This window comes from Dickeya sp. MK7, from assembly GCF_000406305.1.
GTDB classification, from domain to species: Bacteria; Pseudomonadota; Gammaproteobacteria; order Enterobacterales; family Enterobacteriaceae; genus Dickeya; species Dickeya fangzhongdai.
In genome coordinates this window covers 1,567,638-1,592,911 of record NZ_CM001984.1, presented here as the reverse complement: position 1 = coordinate 1,592,911, position 25,274 = coordinate 1,567,638, and the positions used below count along the sequence as shown (strand labels likewise).

Sequence of the window (25,274 nt, the reverse complement as noted above, 5' to 3'; positions counted from 1 at the left end):
GACGCCGTTCCCGCACGTTATTTCGTCACCAGCATCACCAGCGCCACGCCCACCAGCACCAGACAGAACGCCAGCCGCAATACCGCCACCGGCAACTTATGCGCCAGCGCCACGCCCCACGACACGCTCAGAATGCCGCCTACCGCCAGCGGGATGCCGGTCGCCCAGTCGACATTGCCGGCCTGGGTGTAAGACACCAACGCCGCCAGCGCGCCGGGCACCACCAGCGCCAGCGCGATGCCCTGCGCCTGCGTTTGGGTGAAACCGAACAGCGTCACCAGCGCCGGCACCACCACCAGCCCGCCGCCGACGGTGAAAATGCCGGACATAAAGCCGCTCGCCACGCCGAGCGCCGGCAGGTAGCGCTTGGACAATACCGAGGTCGGCGTACGGCTGCGCTGGCTGTTGATCCACTGCCAGATGTAATACGCCGCCAGCACCAGCAGGAAAATGGCGAACGCCTTTTGCAAATTATCCACCTGAATGGCCGAGGCGATATGCGCGGCGAGATAGGCCGACACCGTGGCGAAGGCGCACAGCATCAGCGTCATGCGGGTATCGATCTTATTGCGCTGCCGGTAGCGCAGAAAACCGATTAGCACGTTCGGGGTAATCATGATCAGCGCCGTTCCCTGCGCCAGGTGCTGGTTCATGCCAAACAGCATCCCCAGCACCGGAATGGCGATCAGCCCGCCGCCAATTCCCAGCATCCCGCCGCACACCCCAAGTCCCATCCCCAGAATCAAACACAACACCACATTAGTCATCAGCAAACTGGTCATAAACAGCAACTACATCCTGTTACATCGTTTTTAGAAATCATGAGTTGAATAAAACGCGTCTTCTATGATCAAACCACGTCATGGCGGAGATATTCCGCCATTTCGATCAGATTCAGGTCAGGGTCGCGCAGATAAACCGAGCGGATTTTCCCGGTCGCGCCGGTGCGCTCCACCGGCCCTTCGATAATCGGCCAGTTGCAGCGCTGCAAATGCGCCATCACCTGCTCCAGCGGCTCGCTGGCGATAAAACAGAGATCCAGCGCGCCGGGCGCCGGCACATGAGCGTGCGGCGCAAACTCCGCTCCGCTGATGTGGACATTGATTTTCTGCCGCCCGAAGCAAAACGCGATGCGGCCGTTGCCGAAGGTTTCCTGCCGCAGTTGCAGCACCTGAGTATAAAAATGCTGCGTCGCCGCCAGATCCACGCAGGTCAGCACAATATGGTCAATATGACTAATCAACAACGCGTTTCCTGTAATTGAGACAATAGGATGACATCCTAGGCGCAGGCGACCCTTTTGATAATTCCTCAATCGTCAATCACCCTTTCCTGACAGGAAAGGGTCGCCGGTGTGCTACGCTGTGATGCCTGTGCTTTCGAGGACCGTCGCCTTCCCATGATCAATCCCGCGCATTTTGACCTGCAGTCATTACGCCTGTTTTTGCAGGTCGCCAAAATCGGCAGCCTGACCAAGACCGCCGAAGCCTTCCACATGACGCTGTCGGCCCTGAGCAAACGCATGGCGGAACTGGAGCGCACCGTCGATTGCACGCTGTTCATCCGGATGCCGCGCGGTCTGGCGCTGACGGCGGCGGGAAAAGAGCTGGTACACCATGCCCGTCAGGTGCTGAGCAGCGTGGAGCGCATGGCCGGCGAGATGCAGGATTACGCCGCCGGCGTGCGCGGGCATGTGCACATCTGGGCCAACACCTCGGCCATCATCGAATTTCTGCCGCAGGATCTGGCGCATTTCCTGCAGCGCCATCCGCTGGTGCGCATCAATCTGGAAGAAAAACTGAGCGAAACCGTAGTGACGGCGCTGCTCACCGGGCAGGCCGATCTCGGCATTTTCGCCGATAATGTGCCTTCCCCCGGCGTGGAAAAGATCCCGTACCGGGAAGACCAGTTAGTGGTGCTGGTGTCGCCCCGCCATCCGCTGGCCGAACAGCGGGAAATCACCTTTGCCGACACCTTGCCGTACGATTTCGTCGGTCTTAACAACGGCAGTTCGCTGCTGAAACTGTTGCAGGACACCGCCGAAGAGCACGGAAAAATGCTGCGTCTGCGCATTCAGGTCAGCAGCTTTGACGGCGTGTGCCGCATGATCGAAGCCGGGCTGGGCATCAGCATCCTGCCCGAAGGCGCGATCCGTCCGGAAATCCTCGGCGTGGGGCTGCACGCGATCCGTCTGACCGATAGCTGGGCCACCCGCAAGCTGTGGCTGGGCATCAAGTCAGGCGCCACGCTGCAGCCCGAAGCCGCCAATTTGCTGGCGCACCTGCGCCAGCCGGTTTGATCCAAACCGGCGGTCAGTCGGCTGCCACGTCGGTATAAAAATCCGCGATCGCCCGCCACATCGCCACCGGGTTGGCGTACATCGGGAAATGGCCGCACTGGGAAATTTCCGCCAGCCGCACGCCGTGGCGCGCGATGTGGTCCAGATAAGACAGCGCCGTGGCCTGGCTGAAAGCCGGCGCGTCGCTGCCGTCAGACCGTCCCTGATGGCCCGTTAACCGATTGTCCGTTAATCGATTGTCCGTTAATCGATTGTCCACTAACCGATTGTTCACCGATCGATTGCTCACCGAGCGGTTGTCCACTAATCGATGGCCCACTAATCGATGACCCACTAATCGATGGCCCGCCGGACGACAGTCCGCTGATGCGGCCGGCCGCCGGCCAGCGCAGCTCGAACAACGCGCCGCCGGATGGCGCGGGACGGCAGCTCGCCTGACCGCCGTGCGCCTGAGCAATCGCCTGCACCACCGCCAGCCCCAGCCCGCTGCCTTTGCTGTTGCCCGCGCGCGACTGTTCGCCGCGCTGGAACGCCTCAAAAATCTGTTCGGCTAACTGTGGGTCGATGCCGGGGCCGCCGTCTTCGACGCTCAGGAACGCCCGCCCGCCATCCACGCCCGCCCGGACGCATAACCGGCCGGGGTCGGCATGTTTCTGCGCATTCTCCAGCAACGCCAGCAGCGCCTGACGAATCCGCACCGGGTCGCACTGCACCATCTGGTCTTCCAGCGCCAGCGACAGGGTAAATCCGTCGCCCTGCAGCGCGGGTTCGAACGCGCTCACCACCGCCGTCACCTCGTCAGACAGGCGGGTTCGCGTCCAGCGCAGCTCCAGATGACCGCTTTCCGCCAGCCCCACCACCCGCAAATCCTCAATCAGCCGCCCCAGCCCTTCCACCTGCGTCAGCAAGTTGCGGAACAGCCCGATGTCAGGTTCGAACACGCCTTCGGTCAACCCCTGCAACCGGCCGCGCAAAATGGTGACCGGCGTGCGCAGTTCGTGCGCGATGGCCGCATTCCAGAACGCCCGCTCCTGCGCCATGCGCTCCAGCCGCTCCGCCATGGTATTAAAGTCACGCACCAGCAACGCCGCTTCGCCCAGCGAATAATCGTCGGTTTCAGCGCGCGCGTTCAGCTCGCCTTCGGCGATTTGGCGCAGGCTGTGCGCCACCGAATTCAACGGCACCAGAATGCGGCGCGCCAGCCGGATAGCCAACACCACCGCGATAACCAGCGCCAGCAGCGTGGTGCCCACCATCCAGAACCATTCCATCGTCGTCGGCATCAACTGATCGTTCAGCGACAGACTTTCCGGCGAAATAGCCAGCATCAGCGAATAGAAGATGTAGGAACCAACCACCATCAGCAGGGTGACGGACAACGCCAGCAGCGTCATGGAACGCACAATCTGGCGGCTCAGGCTGCCCATCGGCTTCATGTCGCCTCCCCCAGCCGGTAACCGACGCCGCGCACGCTGGACGGTACGCCGGTCAACCCCAGCCGCTCCAGTTTCTTACGCAATTTGCTGATGTGGCTGTCCACCGTACGCTCCAGCGAATCCCCTTCCGGCAGGCAGGAAACCAGCAGTTCCTCACGGCTGAAAACCCGGCGCGGCGCGCGCGCCATATGGGCGATCAGCCGGAATTCGGTCAGCGTCAGCTCCAGCGGCTGGGCGACGCCATTGAATTCCACCACCACCTCGTGGTTTTCCAGATCGATCTGAAAGATGCCGGTGCGCAGGAAGCGCTGCGGCTGACGCTCGGCGCGCAGGCCGGCGCGGCGCAGCACCGCCTGTACCCGCGCCACCACTTCGGCGGGGTTGAACGGCTTGACCACGTAATCGTCGGCGCCAATCCGCAAGCCCGTCAGCTTGTCGATATCCTGATCCAGCGCGGTCAGCATGATCACCGGGGTATCGCCGCGAAGACGAATCCCCGCCAGCACTTGCCAGCCATCAACCTGCGGCATCTGCACATCCAGCAGCACCAGATCCGGTTTCATGGAGAGATGGAGCTCCAGCGCTTTGTGTCCATCGGCGGCATGGAGGGTGCGTAAACCACTGCGTGTCAGGTAAGCCCGGAGAATATCGGCGATTTCTGGCTCATCTTCGGCGATAAGCACCAATCCATGAGTATCGTCAGCCATCGGCATGGATTGTGTATGAACGGTCATCGGTCAGCTCATAATAAAAAAATGCAGGTCCTCCATCATATCTCCATCTTTCCCCAACGGAAACCGCACACAGCGGGCGCACACTCCCGCAGTCTGGCCTCCCTATGGCCGGTAAACAGGGATTACGAAGTGATATGAACACCAAGAAACCGTATCAATACCCGGCCGCCTGCATTTTGTCGGCCCTGCTTCTGGCAACGCCCGGTCAGGCGGAGCCGAACGGCGGAAACGCCCGTCTACCCGTTTCACTGAAACAACTGTGTCGCCACGGCGTGATACTGGCGCTGGTCGGCATGCTGCTGACCGGCTGCGATCAAGCCGACGTAGCGGTCGAACCGCCGCCGGCGCAGGTCACCGTACTGACCGCCACGCCCGCGCCCATCACCCTGACCGACGATCTGCCCGGCAGGGTCGCCGCGGTGCGAACGGCGGAAATCCGCCCGCAGGTAGGCGGCATCATCCAACGCCGGTTGTTTGAACAGGGCGCCGAGATCCGCGCCGGACAGCCGCTGTTCCAGATTAACCCCGCGCCGTTCAAAGCCGACGTCGATACCGCCGGCGCGGCGCTGCAACGCGCCCAGTCGGTGCTGAACCGAGCGCAAATTCAGGTCACCCGTCTCAAGCCGCTGCTCAGCACCGGCGCCATCAGCCAACAGACCTACGACGATGCGATAGCCCAGCGCGACCAGGCCGCCGCCGATGTGGCGCAGGCCCGCGCCACGCTGGCGCGCCGCCAGTTGGACCTGACCTTCGCCACCGTCGAGTCCCCGATTGCCGGCCGCATCGATCAGGCGCTGATCACCGAAGGCGCGCTGGTCAGCACCAACGACAGCAATCCGCTGGCGCGGGTCCAGCAGATCGATCAGGTGTATGTCGATGTGCGGCAACCGGCCTCTTCGCTGGAACGACTGCGGGAGATGCTGATCAGCCGCGACCGCGGCGGCGACGGCGTACCGGCGGTGATCCTGCGCAGCGACGGCCAGCCTTACCCGATGTCGGCGCGCATTCTGTTTTCCGGCGTAAATGTGGACGCCGGCACCGGCGACGTGCTGCTGCGCATTCTGGTGGACAACCCGCAGCGGCAACTGCTGCCGGGCATGTTCGTCCGCGCCCGCGTCCCGCTCGGTCACCACGCCGACGCCCTGCTGGTGCCGCAACAGGCGGTAACGCGCAACGCCGGCGAGGCCAAAATCTGGGTCATTGATGAGCGGAACAAGGCGCATGCCGTCGCGGTCGAGCTGGGCGAGTTGGTCAACCGGCAGTATCGCATCCGCGCCGGACTCAGCGCCGGCCAACAGGTGGTGATCGAAGGCGGGGAAAGACTGAGCGACGGCGCCTGGGTGACGACCCAGCACTGGAAAAAGGTGCCGTCCGCCACTGATGTGGCGTCACGCTAACCGCAAAGGAGCCATGCACCATGCCGCAATTTTTTATCCATCGCCCGGTATTTGCCTGGGTGATCGCCCTGTTCATCGTGTTGCTGGGAACCATCGCCATTCCCCAGTTGCCGATCGCCCGTTACCCGTCGGTGGCGCCGCCGACGGTGTCCATCACCGCCTCTTACCCCGGCGCGACGCCCCAAACCATGAATGATGCGGTGGTTGGGCTGATCGAACGTGAACTGTCCAGCGTCAAAAACCTGCTCTATTTCGAGTCGTCGGTAGACACCTCCGGCTCGGCGCAGATCAGCATCACCTTCAAACCGGGCACCGACCCGGAGCTGGCGCAGGTGGACGTGCAAAACCGCATCAAATCGGTCGAACCCCGACTGCCGCAGACCGTCAGGCAAAACGGGTTGCAGGTGGAGTCCGCCTCATCGGGCTTTCTGCTGCTGGTCAGCCTGACCTCCGAGAACGGGCGCTTCGATCAGGTGGCGCTGAGCGACTACATGGCGCGTAACGTGGTCGAGGAACTGCGCCGGGTCGACGGCGTCGGGCGCGTCCAGCTGTTCGGCGCCGAACAGGCGATGCGCATCTGGGTCGATCCGAACAAGCTGTTGTCCTACGGCCTGACCATGAACGACCTGTCGACCGCCATCACCCAGCAGAACGCGCAAATCGCCCCCGGACGGGTCGGCGACGCGCCCTCTCTGCCGGGACAGCGGGTAACCATTCCGCTGACGGTGCAAGGGCAGTTGGAAACCCCGGAGCAATTCGCCGCCATCGTGCTGCGCGCCCGGGAAGACGGCTCGCGGGTGGTGCTGGCCGACGTGGCGCGCGTCGAACTGGGCGCGCAATCCTACGGCTTTTCCGTGCGTGAAAACGGCAGAGACGCCACCGCCGCCGCCGTCCAACTGGCGCCGGGCGCGAATGCGGTGCGTACCGCCGCCGCGATCGCGCAGCGTATGGCCGAGCTGAAACCGTCAATGCCCGCCGGGATGGGCTATTCGCTGCCGTTCAACACCGCGCCGTTCGTCAAAATCTCCATCGAGCAGGTGGTCAGAACGCTGGCCGAAGCAATGGTGCTGGTGTTTCTGGTGATGTACCTGTTTCTGCAAAACGTGCGTTATACCCTGATCCCGGCGATTGTCGCGCCTATCGCCCTGCTCGGCACCTTCACGGTGATGCTGGCGGCCGGTTTCTCCATCAACGTGCTGACGATGTTCGGCATGGTGCTGGCGATCGGCATCATCGTGGATGACGCCATCGTGGTGGTGGAAAACGTTGAACGGCTGATGGCGCAGGAACGGCTGTCGCCCAAAGCGGCGACTATCCGGGCGATGAAGGAGATCACCGGCGCGATTGTCGGCATCACGCTGGTGCTGTCGGCCGTATTTATCCCGATGGCGTTCGCCAGCGGCTCGGTGGGGGTCATCTACCGGCAGTTTACCCTGTCGATGGCGGTATCGATCCTGTTCTCGGCGTTTCTGGCGCTGACGCTGACGCCCGCGCTGTGCGCCACGCTGCTGACGCCGGTTGCCGACGGTCATCATGAGAAACGCGGCTTTTTCGGCGGCTTTAACCGCCGCTTCGAACAGCTGACGCAGCATTACGCCGCCGGCACCCGCGCGCTGTTGCGCCGTTCCGGCAGCATGTTGCTGCTGTTTGCCGCGCTGACCGGCGCGCTGGCGTGGATCTTCCGGGAATTACCGTCCGACTTTCTGCCGGAAGAGGATCAGGGGTACTTCATGACCTCGATCCAGTTGCCGTCGGACGCCACCGAAGCGCGTACGCTGAACGTGGTCAAAAGCTACGAACAGCACATCGCCTCGCGCCCCGGCATCGCGTCCAACATGTCGATTCTCGGCTTCGGCTTCTCCGGCTCCGGCCCCAACGCGGCGATGGCATTCACCACGCTGAAAGACTGGTCGGCACGCGGCGGCGCCACCGCGCAGGGCGAAGTGGCACAGGCTCAGCAGGCGATGTCGCAGATTCGTGAAGGTACCGCCATGATACTGATGCCGCCCGCGATTGATGAACTGGGCACCTCATCGGGCTTTACCCTGCGCCTGCAGGACCGCGCCGGTCAGGGTTACAACGCGCTCAAGGCGGCGGAAGCCAGGCTGCTGACGCTGGCGGCGCAGAGCCACATTGTCGCCGGCGTCTACCCGGATGGCCTGCCGCCCGGCAGCACGGTGCGGCTGAATATCGATCGCCAAAAAGCGGAAGCGCTCGGCGTGTCGTTCAGTACGCTCAGCGATACGCTGTCCGCCGCCATCGGCTCACTGTACGTGAACGACTTCCCGAACGCCGGCCGCATGCAGCAGGTGATCATTCAGGCCGACGCGCCGGCGCGTATGCAACTGGACGATGTGCTCAGGCTGTATGTGCGCAACACCGCCGGCGGCATGGTAGCGCTGAAAGAAGTGGTGACGCCGGTCTGGAGCGACACCCCGCTGCAACTGACGCGCTATCAGGGTTTCCTGGCGGCCAGAATCTCCGGCAGCGCCGCGCCGGGCGTATCCAGCGGCAAGGCGATGGCGGAGATGGAACGGCTGGCGGCGCAGCTGCCGCCCGGCTTCACCGTGGAATGGACCGGGCAGTCGCTGCAGGAACGGCAATCCGCCGCGCAGGCGCCGATGTTGCTGCTGCTGTCGATGGTGGTGGTATTTCTGGTGCTGGCGGCGCTGTATGAAAGCTGGTCGATTCCGCTGTCGGTAATGCTGGTGGTGCCGCTGGGGCTGCTCGGCGCGGTGCTGGCGGTCATCCTGCGCGATATGCCGAACGATGTGTTCTTCAAGGTAGGGCTGATTACCGTCATCGGGCTGTCGGCCAAGAACGCCATCCTGATCGTCGAGTTCGCCAGACAGCTGCGCCAACAGGGGCATGAGCTGGTCGACGCCGCGGTGACGGCGGCGCGCCTGCGTCTGCGCCCGATCCTGATGACCTCGCTGGCGTTTGCGCTGGGGGTGGTGCCGCTGATGGTAGCGTCAGGCGCCAGCGCGGAAACCCAGCACGCCATCGGCACCGGCGTATTCGGCGGTATGGTCAGCGCCACCGTGCTGGCGGTGTTCTTCGTGCCGGTGTTCTTCGTGGCGGTCATGGGCGTGCAGGAACGCTACGACCGCTGGCGCAAAGCCCACCGGGCCATGAAAACGCCGACGGCGTCGGACGAAGGCTAATCCACAGCGGCGACGGTGGTCTGTCGGCACAACCGGCAGACCTCCACGTTGGCGATGACACGAAAAACGGGGCATCGGTTTTTCTCCCCCAACCGTATGCCCCACCGCGCTGACAAGGTGACGGAAAGAAATCATGCATAAAGAAACCATGCATAAAGAAATAACGGATAAACAACTATCAGGTAAAGCATGCACCGTTAAACATCATTTAATCTGCATAAATAATTCGGGCGGCAGGAAGGCAACAACGCGGCTTGCCGTGCCCCCATTAAAGCGCAAAGCTCATGGATGGACGCGGAATAAAACCAATACGCCTGCAACTTGAAGTATGACGGGTATATATTAATTTTATAAAGGATAACAACATGTCGCATAATACACGTTCCCCGCTTCGTCGAAATCATTTACGCTGTGATTCCTTTGCCCTGACGCTGAACTGAAAAAATCATGGATAAATTTTTTCGTCTGCCACGCTGGCTGTCCATTACCTGTGCCATCGCGTTCACCCTGCTCAGTTTTCTGCTCTATCAGAACTATTACAAAATACGGGAAGAGAAAGTCACTATTCCTACCCCGACGCAACCGCTGAACGCCATTCTGGCGATGCCGGCCACGCTGCCGCCCGGCCAAAAGCCGGGGGTGGTGATTTTCGTGCACGGCGACGGGCCGATTGAAGCGACCCACGGCGGTTTTTATCGCCCGATGTGGGAAGCGATCGCCAAAGCGGGCTACGCCAGCCTGTCGTGGAACAAACCCGGCGTTGGCGGCGCGCCGGGCAACTGGCTGCTGCAAAATATGGACGACCGCGCCAACGAGGTGATGGCCGCTATTCGCTGGGTGCAAGCCAACCCGCAACTGGACGGCACGCGCATCGGTTTGTGGGGCGCCAGCCAGGGCGGCTGGGTGTTGCCCAAGGTCGCGCGCCTCGACCCGGCGGTCTGTTTCATGATTGCCGTTTCCCCCGCCATCAACTGGCTACAGCAGGGGCAATACAACACCATCGCCAGCATGAAGGACCAGCACGCGTCCGCGCCGGCGATTGAACAGGCGGTATCGCGCAATGCGATCATTCTGCGTTATTTGCAGCAGGGAAAAACGCTGGCGCAATATCAGCAGGATATGCCGGGAAAAATTGATTTAACGCCGGATCGCTGGACGTTCATTCAGAAAAACTTTCAGGCCGACGCCACCGACGACCTGAAAAATATACACACCAACGTATTATTAATGCTGGGCGGCAAAGATATTAACGTGGACGTTAATAACACCCGCAACACTTATCAGGCGTTATTAACACGACCGGGACAGCTGACGGTAAAATATTACCCGCCGTCAACCCATAATATGGTCGACAAATCGGTAGAAGCGTCGCTGATAAAATCCTGGACGCTGGGATTATTTTTCCCGCGTCAGATTTTCACCGCCGGTTATCTCGCCGATCAAACCCGTTTTATTGCCGATACCCACTGCCCGCAATAATAAGGGCTGAGGCAATAAAGACTGAGGCGCAATAGCGCCTCAGATTGCTGACAAACCGCTTAAGTAAAAACGGATGACAAGGCCGGGTTGCCACTATCAATACCAGCGAAAAATACGCTTGCCGACCGCGAAGCTGACCAGCCCGATCGCCGACAGCACGGCGGCGGCCGGCAACACGGCGACCACACCCGCGCCTTCGATGAACACCCGGCGCATCATGTTCGCCAGCATGGTCAGCGGCAACAGGTCGATGAGAGCGGCGCCGGGAAAATTCTTGTAGCTGAAGAAAATGCCGGATACCAGCACCTGCACCAGAATGATCACTTCCAGCAAGCCGTTGGCTGTCTGCGCTTTTTTGGCGCGCGACGCCGCCAGCACCGCTATTCCCGAGAAACAGAGATTACCGGCCAGATTCAGCAGCAGGAACGCGCCAAACTGCCCCTGAATGCTGACATCGAAATAGATTTTGGCGAACCAGTAGATAATCAGGATCTCGATAAAATTGATAATGAAGCAGGATAGGATGTGCGCCAGCAGGAACATGGACGGACTCATCGGCGTGATGCACATCTGCCGCGTCACCCGCGTGATGCGTTTCTCCACCAGCGCCCAGCCGACGGCGATCAGACAAGTCTCCATGATGGCCATCGCCAGTAATCCCGGCACCAGAAAATCGATGTACCGCAAGCCGGGGGTATCCAGCACCGACAGATTCTGCGCCACCGCCTGGCCGAATGCCTGTTCCGATTCATTCAGCAGGTAGTAGGTCAGCATCGCTTCGCTATTCTGCGGATCGAGATAATACAGACGGCGTTGCGTCTGGTCCTTATCCGTCAGCGTTTCCACGATAATCTGAATATCGCCGCGCTTGAGCGCCAGAATGATGTCGTTGTAATCCTGATAGTAATTAACGGTGTACTTGATTTTGACCGTATTCTCCCGCTTCACCTCCGCCCGGTTGACGATCGAGGCGATTTCATGCGGTTTTTCCGCCAGCGTTTGCCCCCAGGCGCGGATCTGCGCCTGTTGCCCGGCATCCTTCGGCAACAGGATGCCGATATGCCGTTCCGGAATGTCCTGCATCGAGAACGACACCCCCAGCAGCCACACCAGCAGCAGTGGAAACCCGAACGACCAGAACAGAATCTGGGGTTCGCGGAAGTACTGCCGAAACTGCGTCAGCATCAACGAAAACAGTGCATTATTCATGGAACCCCCTGCCCGCCAGCGTCATGAAAAGGTCATCCAACGTTTTTTTCCGCACCACCAGTTCGATGATGTCGGTACGCGCTTCGCTCGCTATCGCCAGTAAATCGCCGAGAAACTGGGTGGCGTTAAAGGTCAGCAAATTGATGCGATGCGTCGTGGCGTCATAGTGGTAACGCAGCACTTTGGGGTGCTGATGCAACGTCTGTAAGCGTTCCGGATGCGAGGCCCGGCATTCAATCACCTCACCCACGCAGTGTTTCCTGAGCAGTTCGTCCATAGTGCCGTGGGTGAGAATCTCCCCCTGATTCATGATGCAAATGCGGTCGCACAGGTATTCCGCTTCCTCCATGTAATGCGTGGTCAGAATCATGGTGGCGTTATTCTCTTTGTTCAGTTTTCGCAAAATATCCCAGGTATCATGGCGAATACGCGGGTCCAACCCGGTGGTCGGTTCGTCCAGGATCATGATTTCCGGTTCATTGAGAATGGCGACCCCCAGCGCCAGCCGCTGGCGCTCGCCGCCGGACAGCCCTTCCACATAAGTTTTACGTTTTGCCGTCAGTTCCACCATTTCCATCACCTCTTTCATGCGCTGGCGGGAACAACGGTAAAAACTGGCGAACAGCGACAGGGTTTCTTCCACTTTCAGCTTGTTGATGAACAGGGTTTCCTGCAGTACGCCGCTCAGGCGGTGGCGCAGCCAGTCTTTGTCCCTGCTCCAGCTCTTGCCCAAAATCCTGACCTTGCCGCTGTCCGGCTGTTTCAACCCTTCAAGAATTTCCACCAGCGTGGTTTTGCCCGCGCCATTCGGCCCCAGCAGGCCGAGAAACTCGCCGCGGTAGACATCCAGCGAAACCCCCTTTAGCGCCTGATGGTCCTTGTAGGTTTTCACCACCTGATCAAACTCGATCACTTTCTCTTTCTGTTTCATATCCATTGAATGTCCGGCTCATTTAACCAAGGGAAGAGAGCTGTTGACGGAGCAACTGTAAAAAACGATCCATGCCGTCCTGATTAAAACAGCAGCACGTGATGTGCAGTTTTAACTGCCGGTCGGCCCCGCGGGTAATGTAGATATTGATGGTGTCGCTTTCCCAGCGGGTGGCGATGTCGGCGTCGGTAAAATAGTCCGACTCCCGGCAGTGGCGGATAGCCAGGGTTGCCGACTGCGCCTGCGGCGCGTCGGTCTTGAAGGCATCCTGCAACACGTTGATGTTGATCAGCGGGTCGGCCACGCCTTTGGCCCGCCACGCCGGATCGCGCGCCCACCACCAGCGGGGCGGTTTGGGCTCCATGAACAGGAAATCCGCCAGAAAGCGCGGATAGAGCCGGGCCTTGCGGGCGATGCCGCAATAAAGACGGCTCAACCATTCGATGCCGGTCACCAAAAAGCGGGGGCTGTGCGACCAGCGCTGGCGGGCCAGAATGCCGATCGGCAGGCTCCACGAGTGCATATGCTCATAGGCTTGCAGCACATTCTGCCGCACCTGCTCCAGCAGAGCGGCGAGATCCGGCTGGCGGCTAAAATCCATCGGCACCGGCATGGCGCGCAGCTGCGGCGCCATCAATGTCTCGGACCCCGGCTGATTGCGCCCTTCCAGCACCGAATTGAGGGCAAAACGCGACTCGCCGCTCAACTGATTCACCACCTGCCCGACGATCGCCAGCAACACCATCTGCACGCTCATGCGGTGCTGGCGCGCCAGCTGCTTTATGCGTTCCATATCGCTGTCTGCCAGCGGGATATCGCACTGGTGATCGATCAATTCCCGCTGGTTGATCAACGACAGCGGAAAGTGGGCGTAGCGATAGCCCGCCAGATGCTGACGCCAGAACGCCAGCTCGGCCTGCAGCGCCTCGTCGCTTTGCACACGCTCCTGCGCCACCCACTGCTCAATCGGCGTCGCGTCCTGATTATCGTGCGGGGTGCGGCCGGCGTTCAGCGCCGAGTAAACCTGCCATAATTGCTGCTCAAACAGGTGAAAGGCGCCGCCATCGGCAATGATGTGCGGCATACTCAGCAGCAACAGGTAGCGTTGCGGCTGCAACTGGAACAGTTGCGCCCGCAGATGGGGCGGCTTGTCCAGCGCGAACGGCTGCGCCATAAACCTTGCCGAAATGTCTGAAACACGCCGACGGCGTTCCTCTTCGCCGCACCCATCCAGCTTGATCACCGACAGGTCAAAACCGTGGAACGCCCGGCATTGTTGCACCGGCGTCCAGTGGCTGAAGGCCATACGCAAACTGCTGTGACGGTGGATCAGGCAGTTCAGCGCTTTTTCCAGCAGTTCCGGCTGCAGGTCGCCTTCAATCAGAATACCGGACTGATTGTTGGCGGTGTCCCCCAGCGTCATCGCCACAAACCAGAAGCAGTGCTGGGCATACACCAGCGGCACCGCCGCCCCTGAGGCCGCCGCGTTCACGACATGCTCCGATGACGCCGAAAACGAATTCAGGCTACTCATACGCTCGCCTCCAGCGCCGGTTGGGCCGGTTCCTGACGCAATCGCGCCTGCCCGGCCAGTTTGGCGATGGTGGGATAGTCATAGATAAAGCCCACCGGGAACGCCACCTTCAGCTGTTGCTTGATCTGGGCGATGATTTGCACCGCCATCAGCGAATGGCCGTTCAGTTCGAAGAAGTCATCGTCAACGCCAATCGGCCCCAGCCCCATTTTTTCCTGCCAGATGCGGGCAATGGTCTGCTCGATGTGGTCACGGGGCGCCAGATAGGCGTTGCTGAGCGGCGGACGCGGGTACAGGCTGGTTTCCTGCCCGGTTTCCTCCGCCGGCGCGTCGTCCTCAGCCGGGGTATCGGCGTCAGGCAGCGGCAGCCCGCGCGTCGATATCACATACTGCGGCGCCTGACGAACCAGCAGCCGGGCCAGCAGTTCGCAGCCCTCTTGCGGCCGGATGCCGTGACGGATCACGGCCTCGGTGTCGCCGCTGTTCCATTTTTTCAGGCTGTCCACCGCCATCCCGACTTCCTGCCAGGAGTCCCAGCCGATGGAAAGGTAACGGGTGTTCGTCCTGCGACGACTGCGGGCGGTGGCCCAGGCATCCTGATAGGCGTTGGCGGAACAGTAGGCGACCTGGCCCATCGGGCCGACCGCCGCCGCCAGCGACGAACACTGCACAAAAAAATCGAGCGGGCGGCGCTGGAAGTAGCGCTCCAGCACCAGCGTGCCCCACACCTTGGCCTTGAACACCGCCAGCGAATCCGCCGGGGTACGCTGCTGAATCAGGCGGCCATCCGCCACCCCGGCGCAGTGAAACACACCATGAATCGCGCCGTGGGCATGAGTGACCGCTTTCAGCGCCTGGGTCACCTGACGGGCGTTACCCAGATCGGCGGCGATCACCGTTACCGTGCCGCCCAACTGCTGAATTTTCTGTAGCTGCCTGATTTTCAGCGATTTCTCATTACTGTCGTCGTGTTCGTCCAGCCATTGCTGCCAGCGCGACTGTGGCGGTACGTCGCCGCGCCCCAGCAGGATGACGTGCGCCCGGTAGTGCTGCGCCAGCCACTGCGCCACCGTCATGCCGATGCCGCCGAAACCGCCGGTCAGCAGATAACGGCCGTGAGTCAGCACCGGCAGTTGCGCCTCGTCCGCCGGTTCGGCCACCACCTGCTCCAGACTCGGGATATAGCGGACCCCGCCTCGCAACGCGACAAACTGCTCGTCGCCCGGCGCGCCCAGCTCCGCCAGCAACGGCGCCAGATTGCGGTCAAATGCCGGCGCAAACAGCACGCGCGACGGCGCATCGATGTCGATGCTGCGGCACACCACTTGCTCGAACTCTTTTTCCAGCACCCGGCAAGGCCCCACCAGCAGCGAACGCGCCGGGTCGCAACGATCCGTCGGCGTCACCGCATGCAGCCCATTGGACACCACATGCAGCAACAGCGGCGTCTGGCGCTCGGCGCCGGCAAACTGGCGAGCAATGCTCAGCAGGGTTTCGTAGTGACCGATGGCGGTATGCACCGGCAACGTCCGGCGCGACACCGGCCAGCACAGGATCAGGTGATCCAGCGGGAATTTCTGCTTCTCCAGCGAGGACGCCAGCGCCGCCAAATCCTGCGGCGCGTTGGGTTCGATCACCCAATTCAGCGGATTTTTACGGCTAAAGCGTTTGCCCGCCGTTACCCGGCACACCCGCGCGCCCTGCTGTTCCAGTTGCCCGGCCAGCCGTTCCGCCATCCCGGTTTTATCCATGAACAGCACGATGCCGCGACCGCGCCAGGTCACGCGCGGCGCGGCGTTGAGCGGTTTCTGATGCCAGCAAGGCTGGCTGGCCCACTGCTCCAGCGGCAGGCGCTGACCGGCCGGAGCGGCCTGCGACGACAGCGTTGTCGCCGGTGCGGCAAGCCGGGACAGATCGTACACCTGACGCTGGAAGGCATAGCCCGGCAACGGGATACGGCAACGGGACTGGTGGCGGTAGAACGCGCGCCAGTCCGGCTTGACGTCCCACTGCCACAGTTGCCCCAGCGCGCTCAGCAACTGGCGATAATCGTTCTCGCGGTGGCGAAAATCGGGCTGCATGCCCAGCACGCGGCTATCCGAGCGCTCGCCGTCCAGTTGCAGCATCGCCAGTCCGGTCAGCGCCTTGCCGGGGCCGACTTCCAGTAGCAGCGACGGGCTGTAACCCAGCAGGCTGGCGATCCCTTCGCTGAAGGCGACCGGTTCGCGCAGCTGGCGCACCCAGTAATCCGGGTCGGTCGCCTGCTCATCGCTCACCCAGTCGCCCGTCAGGCAGGAGATAAACGGCAGCTGCGGCGCCTGCAGGGTCACGCTGTCGAATGCGCGCCGGAATGCTTCCAGACAGCCGTCCATCATCGGGCTGTGGAAGGCGTGGGAGGTATGCAGCCGTTTGGTTTCAACCCCGTGCGCTTCCATGCGCTGCGCCATGCGGTCGATAGCCTCGGCCGGGCCGGACACCACGCAAAACCCCGGCGCATTGCTGGCCGCAAGCGTTACGCCGTCAATCAGCGCCTCACGCGCCTGCGCCGCCGGCATCGAGAGCGCCAGCATCGTGCCGGGCGGCATGGCGTTCATCAGTTCGCCGCGACGGCTCACCAGCGTCAGCGCATCCTCCAGGCTAAACACCCCGGCCAGACACGCCGCCACGTATTCGCCGATACTGTGCCCGATGCAGGCGGTCGGCACGATCCCCCAGTCCATCAACTGGCGACTCAGGGCGTATTCGACGACGAACAGCGCCGGTTGGGTAAAGCGGGTCTGGTACAGCGGTGAACCCTGGTCCTGCACGTCGGCCTCAAACAACAACGGGCGAATATCCAGCCCCAGCAACGGATGCAGCAAGGCAGCGCAGCGGTCCACCGTTTCACGGAATACCGGCGCCTGCTGATAAACCCCAGCCATCATGCCGGGGTACTGCGAACCCTGCCCGCTGAACATGAACACCAACGCCTTTTTCTCTTTGCCGACCTTAACCGTTGCCGGGCTGGCCTGCACCAGCAGCGACAGCGCCTGCTCACGGCCTTCCACCGCCAGACTGTAGCGATAAGGCAGATCGCTACGCCCCTGCTGGAGCGTATAAGCGGCATCGGCCAGCGATGCCTGCGGCGTGGAGGCGAACCAGTAATGAAAACGGGCGATGTTGTCGCGCAATGCGGTCGGCGTATGGCCGGAAAAGCATAGCAATTGCGTCTGCGGCGCGGGCCCGGACGAACCGACAAAGCGCGACTCCTCCAGAATGACGTGGGCGTTGGTGCCGCCGATGCCGAACGCGCTCACCCCGGCGCGGCGCACCTCGTCGCTATGCCAGTCTTTGCCTTCGGTCGGGATATAGAACTGGGTGCCGTCCAGCACGACTTCCGGGTTAAGACGGGTAAAGCTGATGGCGGGCGGAATATAGCCGTAGCGCAGCATCTGCGCCGCCTTGATGACCCCGGTCACGCCCGCCGCCGAATCGAGATGGCCGATATTGGCTTTCACCGACGCCACCGCGCAGCTTTGCGGCACCGGGTGGTCAATCTGGTACGCCTCCTTGAGCGCCTTGACCTCGATCGGGTCGCCCAGATGGGTGCCGGTGCCATGCGCCTCGATATAGCCGATGCTGCTGGCCGGCACGTCCGCCGCCAGCAGCGCCCGTTGCAGGGCATCCACCTGCCCGGCCACCGACGGCGCGCTGAAACCCAGCTTACGCGAACCGTCGTTGCTGATGGCCGAACCTTTGATGATCGCCGTAATGGTGTCTCCGCTATCCAGCGCATCCTGCAACCGCTTGATAACCACCGTCGCCGCGCCATCGCCGCCAATCATGCCGCTGGCGTCGGCGTCGAACGGGCGGCAATGACCGTCGTGCGACAGGATTCCGCTGTCGCCGAACCGGTAGCCGCCTTTATCCGGCATGCCGATATGCACCCCTCCCGCCAGCGCCATATCGCATTCGCCCATCAGCAACGCCTGACACGCGAAGTGCAGCGACACCAGCGAGCTGGCGCAGGCCGCGCCGATGGTCATCGTCGGGCCGTGCAGATTCAGCTTGTACGCCACGCGGGTGGAGACAAAATCGCGGTTGTTGCCGTTTTGCAGATCCGACAACGACACACGGCGCAGCACGTCAGGCCGGTCCAGCAGGCAATGGATCAGGTAACTGCTCTCGGCGCTGCTGGCATAGACGCCGATTTGCCCGTCGAACTTGTCCGGCGCGTAACCGGCGTTTTCCAGCGCATGCCAGCACACTTCCAGAAATACCCGCTGTTGCGGGTCAATCGCTTCCGCTTCCCGCGGCGAATAGCCAAAAAACGCCGCATCAAACGCGCAGGGTTGCGCCAGGTCCGCCGCCCGCGCCAGATAATCCTCCTGCTGACGCAGCGCCGCAGGAACGGCGGCGGCGTCCAGCTCGTCATCGCTCAGGGTGCGGATCGACTCCACCCCCTCCACCAGATTCCGCCAGAATTGCGCCACATCGTCAGCGCCGGGGAATACCCCGGCCATACCGATAATCGCCAGTTCATAACCGTGGGTTGATTGCACCATCTCCATTTACCCCATGCTCCTTTTGGCCTGCAACGCGGACAAACGACGCCGTCCTTCCTGAATACTGCTTTCCACCTGCTGGCGATCGCGCGTTTGCGCCGCCTTGTTGCCCCGGATGTGCTGCACCAGTTGTTCGATGGTGGTGAAGTTCAGCAGGTCCAGCACGCTCAGTTGCGGGAAGCCGATGGCTACCAGCTTGAGGTGCACCCGCGCCAGCAGCAGCGAGTCGCCGCCCAGATCAAAGAAGTTCTCCTGCTGATCCGGCAGCGGGATGGACAGCACCTCCGCCCACACCGCCTGAATCGTCCCGACCAGCGGGTCGCTCTGCGGTTTCAGGGTGACGGGCGCCTGCAGGCTCTGTTTCAGGCTCGTCACGTCCAGCTTGCCGTTCATGGTCAGCGGCAGCGAATCGACAAAGCTAAACCGGCCCGGCACCATGTAACGCGGCAGACGCTCCAGCAGGAAGGTACGCAGCGCGTGGCTGTCGGGCTGGCTGTCCGCCAGTCGAACCACACAGGCGACGATTTGCTTTTTGGGTCCATCGCTCACCACCACGGCGGCGGCGCGTTCGATGCCGGGGTGCTGGCACAGCACCGACTCGATTTCCCCCAGTTCGATGCGATAACCGCGGATCTTGTTCTGGTTATCCAGACGACCGAGGTATTCGATGTTGCCGTCTTCAAGCCAGCGGCCGCGATCGCCGGTTTTGTACAGGCGACGGCCGGGTTGCTGCGGATGCGCCACAAACAACCGGTCGTACAGTTCGCGCTGATTGAGGTAGTCGAGCGCCAGACCATCGCCGCCGATGTACAGTTCGCCCGGCGTGCCCACCGGCACCGGCTGCATGAAGCGGTCCAGAATCAGCACCTCGTTGCCGGGGTTGGGGCGACCGATAGGAATGCCCTGCGCGTCGTTCACCGCGTCGGCCCGGTAGCGATAGCAGGTGGTGAAGGTGGTGTTTTCCGTCGGACCGTAGCCGTTCACCAGCTCCAGCTGCGGGTACAGCGCCTGGATGCGCGCCGCGTGGCTGGCGGACATCGCCTCGCCGCCGCTGAGCAACTGCCTGACGCCCTGCAACGCCTGCGGTTGTTCATCCACCAACAGGTTGAACAGCGACGTCGTCAGGAACAGGCATTCCACCTCGTGCTGCTGAATCAACTGCGATAACCGGGGAATGTCCACGCCGTCATGCGGGTAGATGACGATGGCGCCGCCGTTGAGCAATGGCCCCCACATCTCCAGCGTAGAGGCGTCGAAACTCACCGCCGCCAGCATCAGAAAACGCTGGTACGGCTCCAGCTCGACATAATCCACTTCCCTGACCAGCCGCAGAATGCCGCGCTGACCAATCAGCACCCCTTTCGCCTTGCCGGTGGAGCCGGAGGTGTACATCACGTAGGCAGGCAGCGCGTTATCCGCCGAAACCGGCAGCGCGGTGTGCGGCATCGACAGCCAGGGACCCTGTTCCCCAAGATACAGCACCGGCACCGGCGTCTGCTGCACCTGCGCCTCGTCGCCCTGGCGGGCCAGCATCAGTACGCAGTTGGCGTCCTGCAGTTGTTCATGACGCCGGGCGAGCGGGTCTTCCTTGTTAAGCGGCACGTACACCGCCTCCAGCTTGGTCAGCGCCAGAATCGCCGCCACCAGCTCGATGCTGCGCCCCAGCCACAGCCCGACGCGATCGCCTTTTTTCACCCCCTGCCGCGCCAGCCAGTGCGCCAGTTGCGTGGTGTGGCCGTCCAGTTGGCGGTAGCTCAGCCGCCGCTCGTCCAGAATCACCGCGGTGGCATCCGGTTGACGCGCCACCTGTTCGGCGAACAGCGCCGCCAGCGTATCCGTTCCCTGATAGCCCGGTTTGCCGTGGCTGAACGCCGCCACCTGCGCCCGTTGCGCATCGGTCAGGAACGACTGACGCGTATGAATGGCCTGCTCGTCGCTCACCATCGCCCGGAACACCGCCCGGTAGCAATCCGCCATATGCCGTACCTGTTCATGGCTGAGCAGGTTTTCGTTGTAGTCCAACTGGATGGAGACCTGATTACTGACCAGCGACGAGGTGAGCGTGTAGTGCTGGAAATGCACATTGAGCGCAAAGTGGGTGCCTTCGTGCACCGCATCGCTATTGAGGTTACTGGCGACTTCAAACCCCAGCTCCGGCAACAGGCGTTCGTAGACATGGAAATCCATGTAGTTGAACAGCACTTCGTCCAGCAGCGGCTGCGGGCCGAATTGCCGCTGGATGTCCGCCAGCGGGAAACTGCGGTACGGCATCATGCCGCTCTCGTTGGCGAAAGTCTGACGGATCAATTCCCCCCAGCTGTTCTCGGTTAATTGCTGCCGGAACGGCAGGATGTTGAGGAACAGGCCGTAGAGTTGGTCGCCGCCTTTGGCCTCCGGACGGCCGTTGGTGGGGATACCGGTCAACACGTCGTTTTCGCCGCTGAACAGGCTCATCACCTTGAGGTGAGCGCTCAGCAACACGCTTTTCATCGGTACCGCCAGGTTGGCCATCAACCGGCGGATGCCTTTATAGACCTCCGCGTCCAGCGTCAGCGATATCGAGCGCAGGCGCGGCGGTATGTCCGCGTACCCCTGAGCGCCCGCCTTACGCGGCAGTTTCAGCAAGGTGCAGTCCGCCAGCTTCTCTTGCCACCACTGCTGTTGGAGCGGGTCGTTGATCAGCCGTTGTTCCTGAGCGATGAAATCGCGGTATTCGATGCCGGTTTTCGCGTCCGGCAGCCAGTCTTTGACGCCGGTCAGCGCCGCATAGCGGTTAAAAATCTCGACAATCAGCGAATGGTAGCTCCAGCCGTCGTACACCGGGTGACACTCGGTGAGCGTGAACTGAAAACTGGTGTCGTCGCGCAGGTAGATGAAGAAACGCAGCAACGTGGGGTTGAGCAGGTCGAACGGCGTGACCCGCTCCGACTCCAGCAACGCCTTGATGCGGGCTTCCTGTTCGTCGGCGCTGAGGTGGCGCAAATCTTCAAACACGATCGGCAGTTCGGCATGCCGCAGCACCAGTTGCAGCGGCTGGCTGTAGTTTTCCAGATCGAACGCGGTGCGCAACACGTCATGACGCGCCACCGCTTCCTGCACCGACTGACGGAACGCCTGCTGATCGAACGGCCGCGACAGCCGCAGATGCGAGGTGCCGGTGCAGTGGTAGACGTTGGCGTCCGGCGTCAGTTGCATGTGGTAGAACATCCCCGCCTGCATACGGCTCAGCGGATAGGCGTCCACCACCTCATCCGGCAACCGCGCCCGATCCTGCGCCGAAATCAGGCTGAACGGCTCGGTGCGCGCTACGCCGCCGCGCTGCCCGGACAGCGTTTGCTCAATCAGCGTCGCCAGTTCGGCGATGGTCTGATGCTGGAACAGGTCCACCAGCGACAGGTTCCAGTCCAGATCGTTGGCGCGCCCCACCAGTTGCACCCCGCGCAGCGAGTCGCCCCCCAGCGCGAAGAAATTGTCATGCACGCCGATGGCGTCGAGTTGCAGCGCCTGACGCCACAGATCGACCAACCGACGCTCCACCTCGGTGCGCGCCGCCACGAATTCGCTGGCGAGCTGCGGCCGGTCCTGTTGCAGCGCCAGCAGCGCCGCCCGGTCGATTTTACCGTTGGTGGTCAACGGCAGCGTCTCCAGGAAGTGAAACACCGACGGCAGCATGTAATCCGGCAGCGTTTCCTTCAATCCGGCGCGCAGCATTTCCGTGGTGCACGACTCGTCACTGACCACGTACGCCGCCAGCCGGGTCTGCTGCTGTTCGTCGCGCTGCGCCAGCACAATGGCCTGCTCCACCTGCGGCAGCCGTTTGAGGGTGGTTTCGATTTCGCCCAGCTCGATACGAAAACCACGAATCTTCACCTGATGGTCGCTACGACCGAGGTATTCCAGCGAGCCGTCGGCATGGAAGCGGGCCAGATCGCCGCTGCGGTAGACCCGCTCGCCGCGTTGGTGCTGTGGTAATGGATCTTGAGACAACGAGTCTGGCGGGAAAATATCCCGCAGCGGGATAAAGCGCTCCGCGGTCAGCTCCGGCCGGTGCAGATAGCCTCTGGCCACCCCGGCGCCGCCCACGTACATTTCGCCAATCGCGCCGAGCGGCACCAGGTTCCGCTGAGCGTCCAGCAGATAGATGCGCAGGTCATCCAGCGCCACGCCGATCGGGCTTTTGCCGCCCTGTTGCGCATCGGTCTGGGTAATTTTGCGCCAGGTGACGTGCACCGTGGTTTCGGTGATGCCGTACATGTTGATGATTTCAGGCTGGTCATCGCCGTATTTGTCGAACCACGCCCGCAGCGACGCCGGCTCCAGCGCCTCGCCCCCCAACACGATGTAGCGCAGGCTATCGCATCGTCCCGGCGCCTGGCTATCGGCGGCGATCAGTTGATAGAGCGCGGACGGTGTTTGGTTGAGCACCGTGACGCGCTCATCGTCCAGCCACTGGCGAAAACGCGCCGGCGTGCGGGTCACCCAATAGGGCACCACGCTCAGCCGGGCGCCATACAACAGGGCGCCCCAGATTTCCCACACCGAAAAGTCGAACGCGCAGGAGTGAAATAACGTCCACACATCCGCTTCGCTGAACTGGAAATGGCGTTCGCTGGCGCTGAACAGCCGCAGCACGTTTGCGTGCGGGATCTCCACCCCTTTCGGATTGCCGGTAGAGCCGGAGGTGTAAATGATATACGCCAGGTCGTCCGGCGTGACGGCGACCTCCGGGTTGGTTTCCGGCATGGTGGCAATCAGCCCGGCTTCGTTGTCGAGGCTGATGAAATCGGCGTCGCTCCCGGCGAACAGATGGCGGAACGGCTCGCCGCCAATTACCCAGTTCAGCCCGGCGTCCTGCACGTAGTAATGAATACGCGCCTGAGCGTGGCTGCTGTCGATCGGCACGTAGGTCATGCCAGCCTTGAGGATGGCCAGAATCGCCACCAGCGTGTTGTCGTCCCTTTCCAGACAGAGGCCGACCCGCGACGGATGCTCCCCCGGCTGCGCTTTCATCTTCAGCAGATAGTGGGCCAGTTGGTTGGCGCGCTGGTTAAGTTGCCGGTAACTGACGCGCAAACCGTTTTCGCCGCTGAGCGCCACCGCCTGCGGGCGGCGCGCCGCCTGCCGTTCAAACTGCTGATGCAGCGTGGCGGTGACCGGGTGGCGCTCGCGCTCGCGCTGCCAGTCATTCAACAACAGCGCCTTTTCCTCCGGCGTCACGCACTGGTAGGCGCGCAGTGGCGCCTCGGGCTGCGCGACGATCTCCGACAGCAGGAACATGAAATTACGACTGAGACGCGCGATGGTGTCGTCGTCAAACAGGTCGGTGCTGTACTCGAAGGTGCCCAGCAGTTCATCGCCCTGTTTTTCCATCGATAACGTCAGATCGTATTTGGCATGCTCGCCCAGCGTTACCCGCGGCTGACTGTCGATGCCGTCAAACCGCCACTGGCTTTGCTCGTATTCGTCAAACGAGAACATGATCTGAAACAACGGCGAATAGCTGAGGTCGCGCGGCGGGTTGATCGCCTCCACCAGTCGGTCGAAGCTCACCTGCTGGTGCTCCAGCCCGGCCAGCACCGTCTCGAAAACCTGCTGCTGCAACTGGTCGAAACGCTGCTCCCGGTCAAGGTCAATGCGGTAGACCAGCGTATTGACGAAAAAGCCCACCACGTTTTCCAGCGCCAGTTGGCCGCGACCGGCCACCGGCGTACCGACAGCCAGATCGGTCTGGCCGCTGTAGCGGTGCAGCAGCAGATAAAATGCGCTGAGCAGGGTGGAATAGAGCGTGTTGTTGCGCTGCCGCGCCAGCTGCGCCAGTTTCCGGCTCAGCTCCCCAGGCAGACGAAAGCCGAGGGTTTTGCCGCGGGTGCTGATGCGCGCCGGGCGGGCGTGGTCGGTGGGAAAGGCAATCGGCTCAATGCCGCGCAGCCGTTCCGTCCACCAGCGCAGCGACTGTCGATAGCTCTCCTGCGCCATCTCCTCCTGTTGCCAGGCGGTGTAATCGATGTACTGGATATCCAGCTCCGGGCGGGTCAGGGCCTCGCCGCGGCGGGCGGCGTTGTAGCCTTCCGCCAGCTCCCGGCTGATGATGCCCGCCGACCAACCGTCGGAGATGATGTGGTGCAGCACCATCAGCAACAGATAGCGCTGTTCGCCGCAATCAAACAGCGTAAAGCGCGCCAGCGGCCCCTGATGCAGGTCGATATTCTTGTCCCGCTCGGCGGCCACCCGCTGTTGCTGCTGCGCGTCATCGCAATCCGACACGTCCACCCAGTCGACCGGCAGCGCGCAGTGCTGATGGCAACGCTGCCACAAGACGTCCTGTTCAAAGGCGAAATCGGTGCGGAATGACTCATGGCGCGCCGCCAGCCAGTCGACCGATTGCTGTAGCGCCGCCCGGTCCAGCGGCCCGTTCAATTCCAGCAAGGTCGGAATATGGTAGTTGGCCGATTGCGGTTCCAGTTGTTGCAGTAACCATAATCTCTTCTGCGCCAAAGATGCAGGGTGTTGAAAAAAGGTCTCTTGCATGTTTTGCCTCCGTGCTTCT

Annotated in this window: 15 protein-coding genes; 5 read left to right on the top strand and 10 right to left on the bottom strand. The window is 62.0% G+C overall.

Features of this window, described 5'->3' with window-relative positions:
* Window positions 1-17: 17 nt before the first annotated feature.
* Together DXXMK7_RS06955 and DXXMK7_RS06950 are read right to left on the bottom strand one after the other, a co-directional pair.
* The gene (locus DXXMK7_RS06955) at window positions 18-782 is read right to left on the bottom strand and encodes a sulfite exporter TauE/SafE family protein (protein WP_038668700.1); all 765 of its coding nucleotides are present in this window, start codon (window positions 780-782) and stop codon (window positions 18-20) included.
* A 68-nt stretch (window positions 783-850) separates the two neighbouring features.
* A complete protein-coding gene (locus DXXMK7_RS06950) occupies window positions 851-1,243 on the bottom strand; it encodes a VOC family protein (protein WP_038920870.1) in 393 nt (130 codons plus the stop codon).
* 156 nt (window positions 1,244-1,399) lie between these two features.
* Here DXXMK7_RS06950 and DXXMK7_RS06945 point away from each other — a divergent pair, with 156 nt between their 5' ends.
* Entirely contained in the window at window positions 1,400-2,299 is a 900-nt protein-coding gene (locus DXXMK7_RS06945) for a LysR family transcriptional regulator (RefSeq protein ID WP_038918441.1), read from the top strand.
* A 13-nt stretch (window positions 2,300-2,312) separates the two neighbouring features.
* Here DXXMK7_RS06945 and DXXMK7_RS22900 read toward each other — a convergent pair whose 3' ends face one another.
* The 3 genes from DXXMK7_RS22900 to DXXMK7_RS06935 are packed head-to-tail and all read right to left on the bottom strand — an operon-like array spanning window position 2,313 to window position 4,469.
* The gene (locus DXXMK7_RS22900; protein WP_071605181.1) at window positions 2,313-2,558 is read right to left on the bottom strand and encodes a hypothetical protein; all 246 of its coding nucleotides are present in this window, start codon (window positions 2,556-2,558) and stop codon (window positions 2,313-2,315) included.
* On the bottom strand, window positions 2,491-3,735 hold the full coding sequence (locus tag DXXMK7_RS06940; protein WP_231348850.1) for an ATP-binding protein: 1,245 nt from the start codon (window positions 3,733-3,735) through the stop codon (window positions 2,491-2,493). Before DXXMK7_RS06940 ends, DXXMK7_RS22900 begins: the two co-directional genes overlap by 68 nt.
* On the bottom strand, window positions 3,732-4,469 hold the full coding sequence (locus DXXMK7_RS06935) for a response regulator (RefSeq protein WP_049842686.1): 738 nt from the start codon (window positions 4,467-4,469) through the stop codon (window positions 3,732-3,734). Before DXXMK7_RS06935 ends, DXXMK7_RS06940 begins: the two co-directional genes overlap by 4 nt.
* A gap of 134 nt (window positions 4,470-4,603) precedes the next feature.
* Here DXXMK7_RS06935 and DXXMK7_RS06930 point away from each other — a divergent pair, with 134 nt between their 5' ends.
* From DXXMK7_RS06930 to DXXMK7_RS06920, 4 genes are all read left to right on the top strand, one after another.
* Window positions 4,604-5,866, top strand: a complete 1,263-nt coding sequence (locus DXXMK7_RS06930) for an efflux RND transporter periplasmic adaptor subunit (RefSeq protein WP_071605180.1) — start codon at window positions 4,604-4,606, stop codon at window positions 5,864-5,866.
* A gap of 20 nt (window positions 5,867-5,886) precedes the next feature.
* The gene (locus DXXMK7_RS06925; protein WP_038918440.1) at window positions 5,887-9,030 is read left to right on the top strand and encodes an efflux RND transporter permease subunit; all 3,144 of its coding nucleotides are present in this window, start codon (window positions 5,887-5,889) and stop codon (window positions 9,028-9,030) included.
* 133 nt (window positions 9,031-9,163) lie between these two features.
* A complete protein-coding gene (locus DXXMK7_RS22555; protein ID WP_127350735.1) occupies window positions 9,164-9,355 on the top strand; it encodes a hypothetical protein in 192 nt (63 codons plus the stop codon).
* Window positions 9,356-9,477: 122 nt separating this feature from the next.
* On the top strand, window positions 9,478-10,509 hold the full coding sequence (locus DXXMK7_RS06920) for a S9 family peptidase (protein WP_038918438.1): 1,032 nt from the start codon (window positions 9,478-9,480) through the stop codon (window positions 10,507-10,509).
* Between the two features lie 96 nt (window positions 10,510-10,605).
* Here DXXMK7_RS06920 and DXXMK7_RS06915 read toward each other — a convergent pair whose 3' ends face one another.
* Genes DXXMK7_RS06915 through DXXMK7_RS06895 form a run of 5 tightly spaced genes read right to left on the bottom strand, consistent with a single transcriptional unit; the run spans window position 10,606 to window position 25,255 of the window.
* Entirely contained in the window at window positions 10,606-11,718 is a 1,113-nt protein-coding gene (locus tag DXXMK7_RS06915; protein ID WP_038918437.1) for an ABC transporter permease, read from the bottom strand.
* The gene (locus tag DXXMK7_RS06910) at window positions 11,711-12,655 is read right to left on the bottom strand and encodes an ABC transporter ATP-binding protein (RefSeq protein ID WP_038918436.1); all 945 of its coding nucleotides are present in this window, start codon (window positions 12,653-12,655) and stop codon (window positions 11,711-11,713) included. The genes DXXMK7_RS06915 and DXXMK7_RS06910 overlap by 8 nt, the downstream gene beginning before the upstream one ends.
* A gap of 16 nt (window positions 12,656-12,671) precedes the next feature.
* Window positions 12,672-14,183: a condensation domain-containing protein gene (locus tag DXXMK7_RS06905; protein WP_049842685.1), complete on the bottom strand. Its 1,512-nt coding sequence runs from the start codon at window positions 14,181-14,183 to the stop codon at window positions 12,672-12,674.
* Window positions 14,180-18,733: a beta-ketoacyl synthase N-terminal-like domain-containing protein gene (locus DXXMK7_RS06900; protein ID WP_038918435.1), complete on the bottom strand. Its 4,554-nt coding sequence runs from the start codon at window positions 18,731-18,733 to the stop codon at window positions 14,180-14,182. The genes DXXMK7_RS06905 and DXXMK7_RS06900 overlap by 4 nt, the downstream gene beginning before the upstream one ends.
* A complete protein-coding gene (locus DXXMK7_RS06895; protein WP_038918434.1) occupies window positions 18,734-25,255 on the bottom strand; it encodes a non-ribosomal peptide synthetase in 6,522 nt (2,173 codons plus the stop codon).
* Between the last annotated feature and the right edge of the window lie 19 nt (window positions 25,256-25,274).

Bases quoted from the DNA above. Each gene is read 5' to 3' on its own strand.
- DXXMK7_RS06955 (WP_038668700.1), bottom strand. From the start codon at position 782: ATGACCAGTTTGCTGATGACTAATGTGGTGTTGTGTTTGATTCTGGGG.
- DXXMK7_RS06945 (WP_038918441.1), top strand. From the start codon at position 1,400: ATGATCAATCCCGCGCATTTTGACCTGCAGTCATTACGCCTGTTTTTG.
- DXXMK7_RS06940 (WP_231348850.1), bottom strand. From the start codon at position 3,735: ATGAAGCCGATGGGCAGCCTGAGCCGCCAGATTGTGCGTTCCATGACG.
- DXXMK7_RS06935 (WP_049842686.1), bottom strand. From the start codon at position 4,469: ATGACCGTTCATACACAATCCATGCCGATGGCTGACGATACTCATGGA.
- DXXMK7_RS06930 (WP_071605180.1), top strand. From the start codon at position 4,604: ATGAACACCAAGAAACCGTATCAATACCCGGCCGCCTGCATTTTGTCG.
- DXXMK7_RS06925 (WP_038918440.1), top strand. From the start codon at position 5,887: ATGCCGCAATTTTTTATCCATCGCCCGGTATTTGCCTGGGTGATCGCC.
- DXXMK7_RS22555 (WP_127350735.1), top strand. From the start codon at position 9,164: ATGCATAAAGAAACCATGCATAAAGAAATAACGGATAAACAACTATCA.
- DXXMK7_RS06920 (WP_038918438.1), top strand. From the start codon at position 9,478: ATGGATAAATTTTTTCGTCTGCCACGCTGGCTGTCCATTACCTGTGCC.
- DXXMK7_RS06915 (WP_038918437.1), bottom strand. From the start codon at position 11,718: ATGAATAATGCACTGTTTTCGTTGATGCTGACGCAGTTTCGGCAGTAC.
- DXXMK7_RS06910 (WP_038918436.1), bottom strand. From the start codon at position 12,655: ATGGATATGAAACAGAAAGAGAAAGTGATCGAGTTTGATCAGGTGGTG.
- DXXMK7_RS06905 (WP_049842685.1), bottom strand. From the start codon at position 14,183: ATGAGTAGCCTGAATTCGTTTTCGGCGTCATCGGAGCATGTCGTGAAC.
- DXXMK7_RS06900 (WP_038918435.1), bottom strand. From the start codon at position 18,733: ATGGAGATGGTGCAATCAACCCACGGTTATGAACTGGCGATTATCGGT.
- DXXMK7_RS06895 (WP_038918434.1), bottom strand. From the start codon at position 25,255: ATGCAAGAGACCTTTTTTCAACACCCTGCATCTTTGGCGCAGAAGAGA.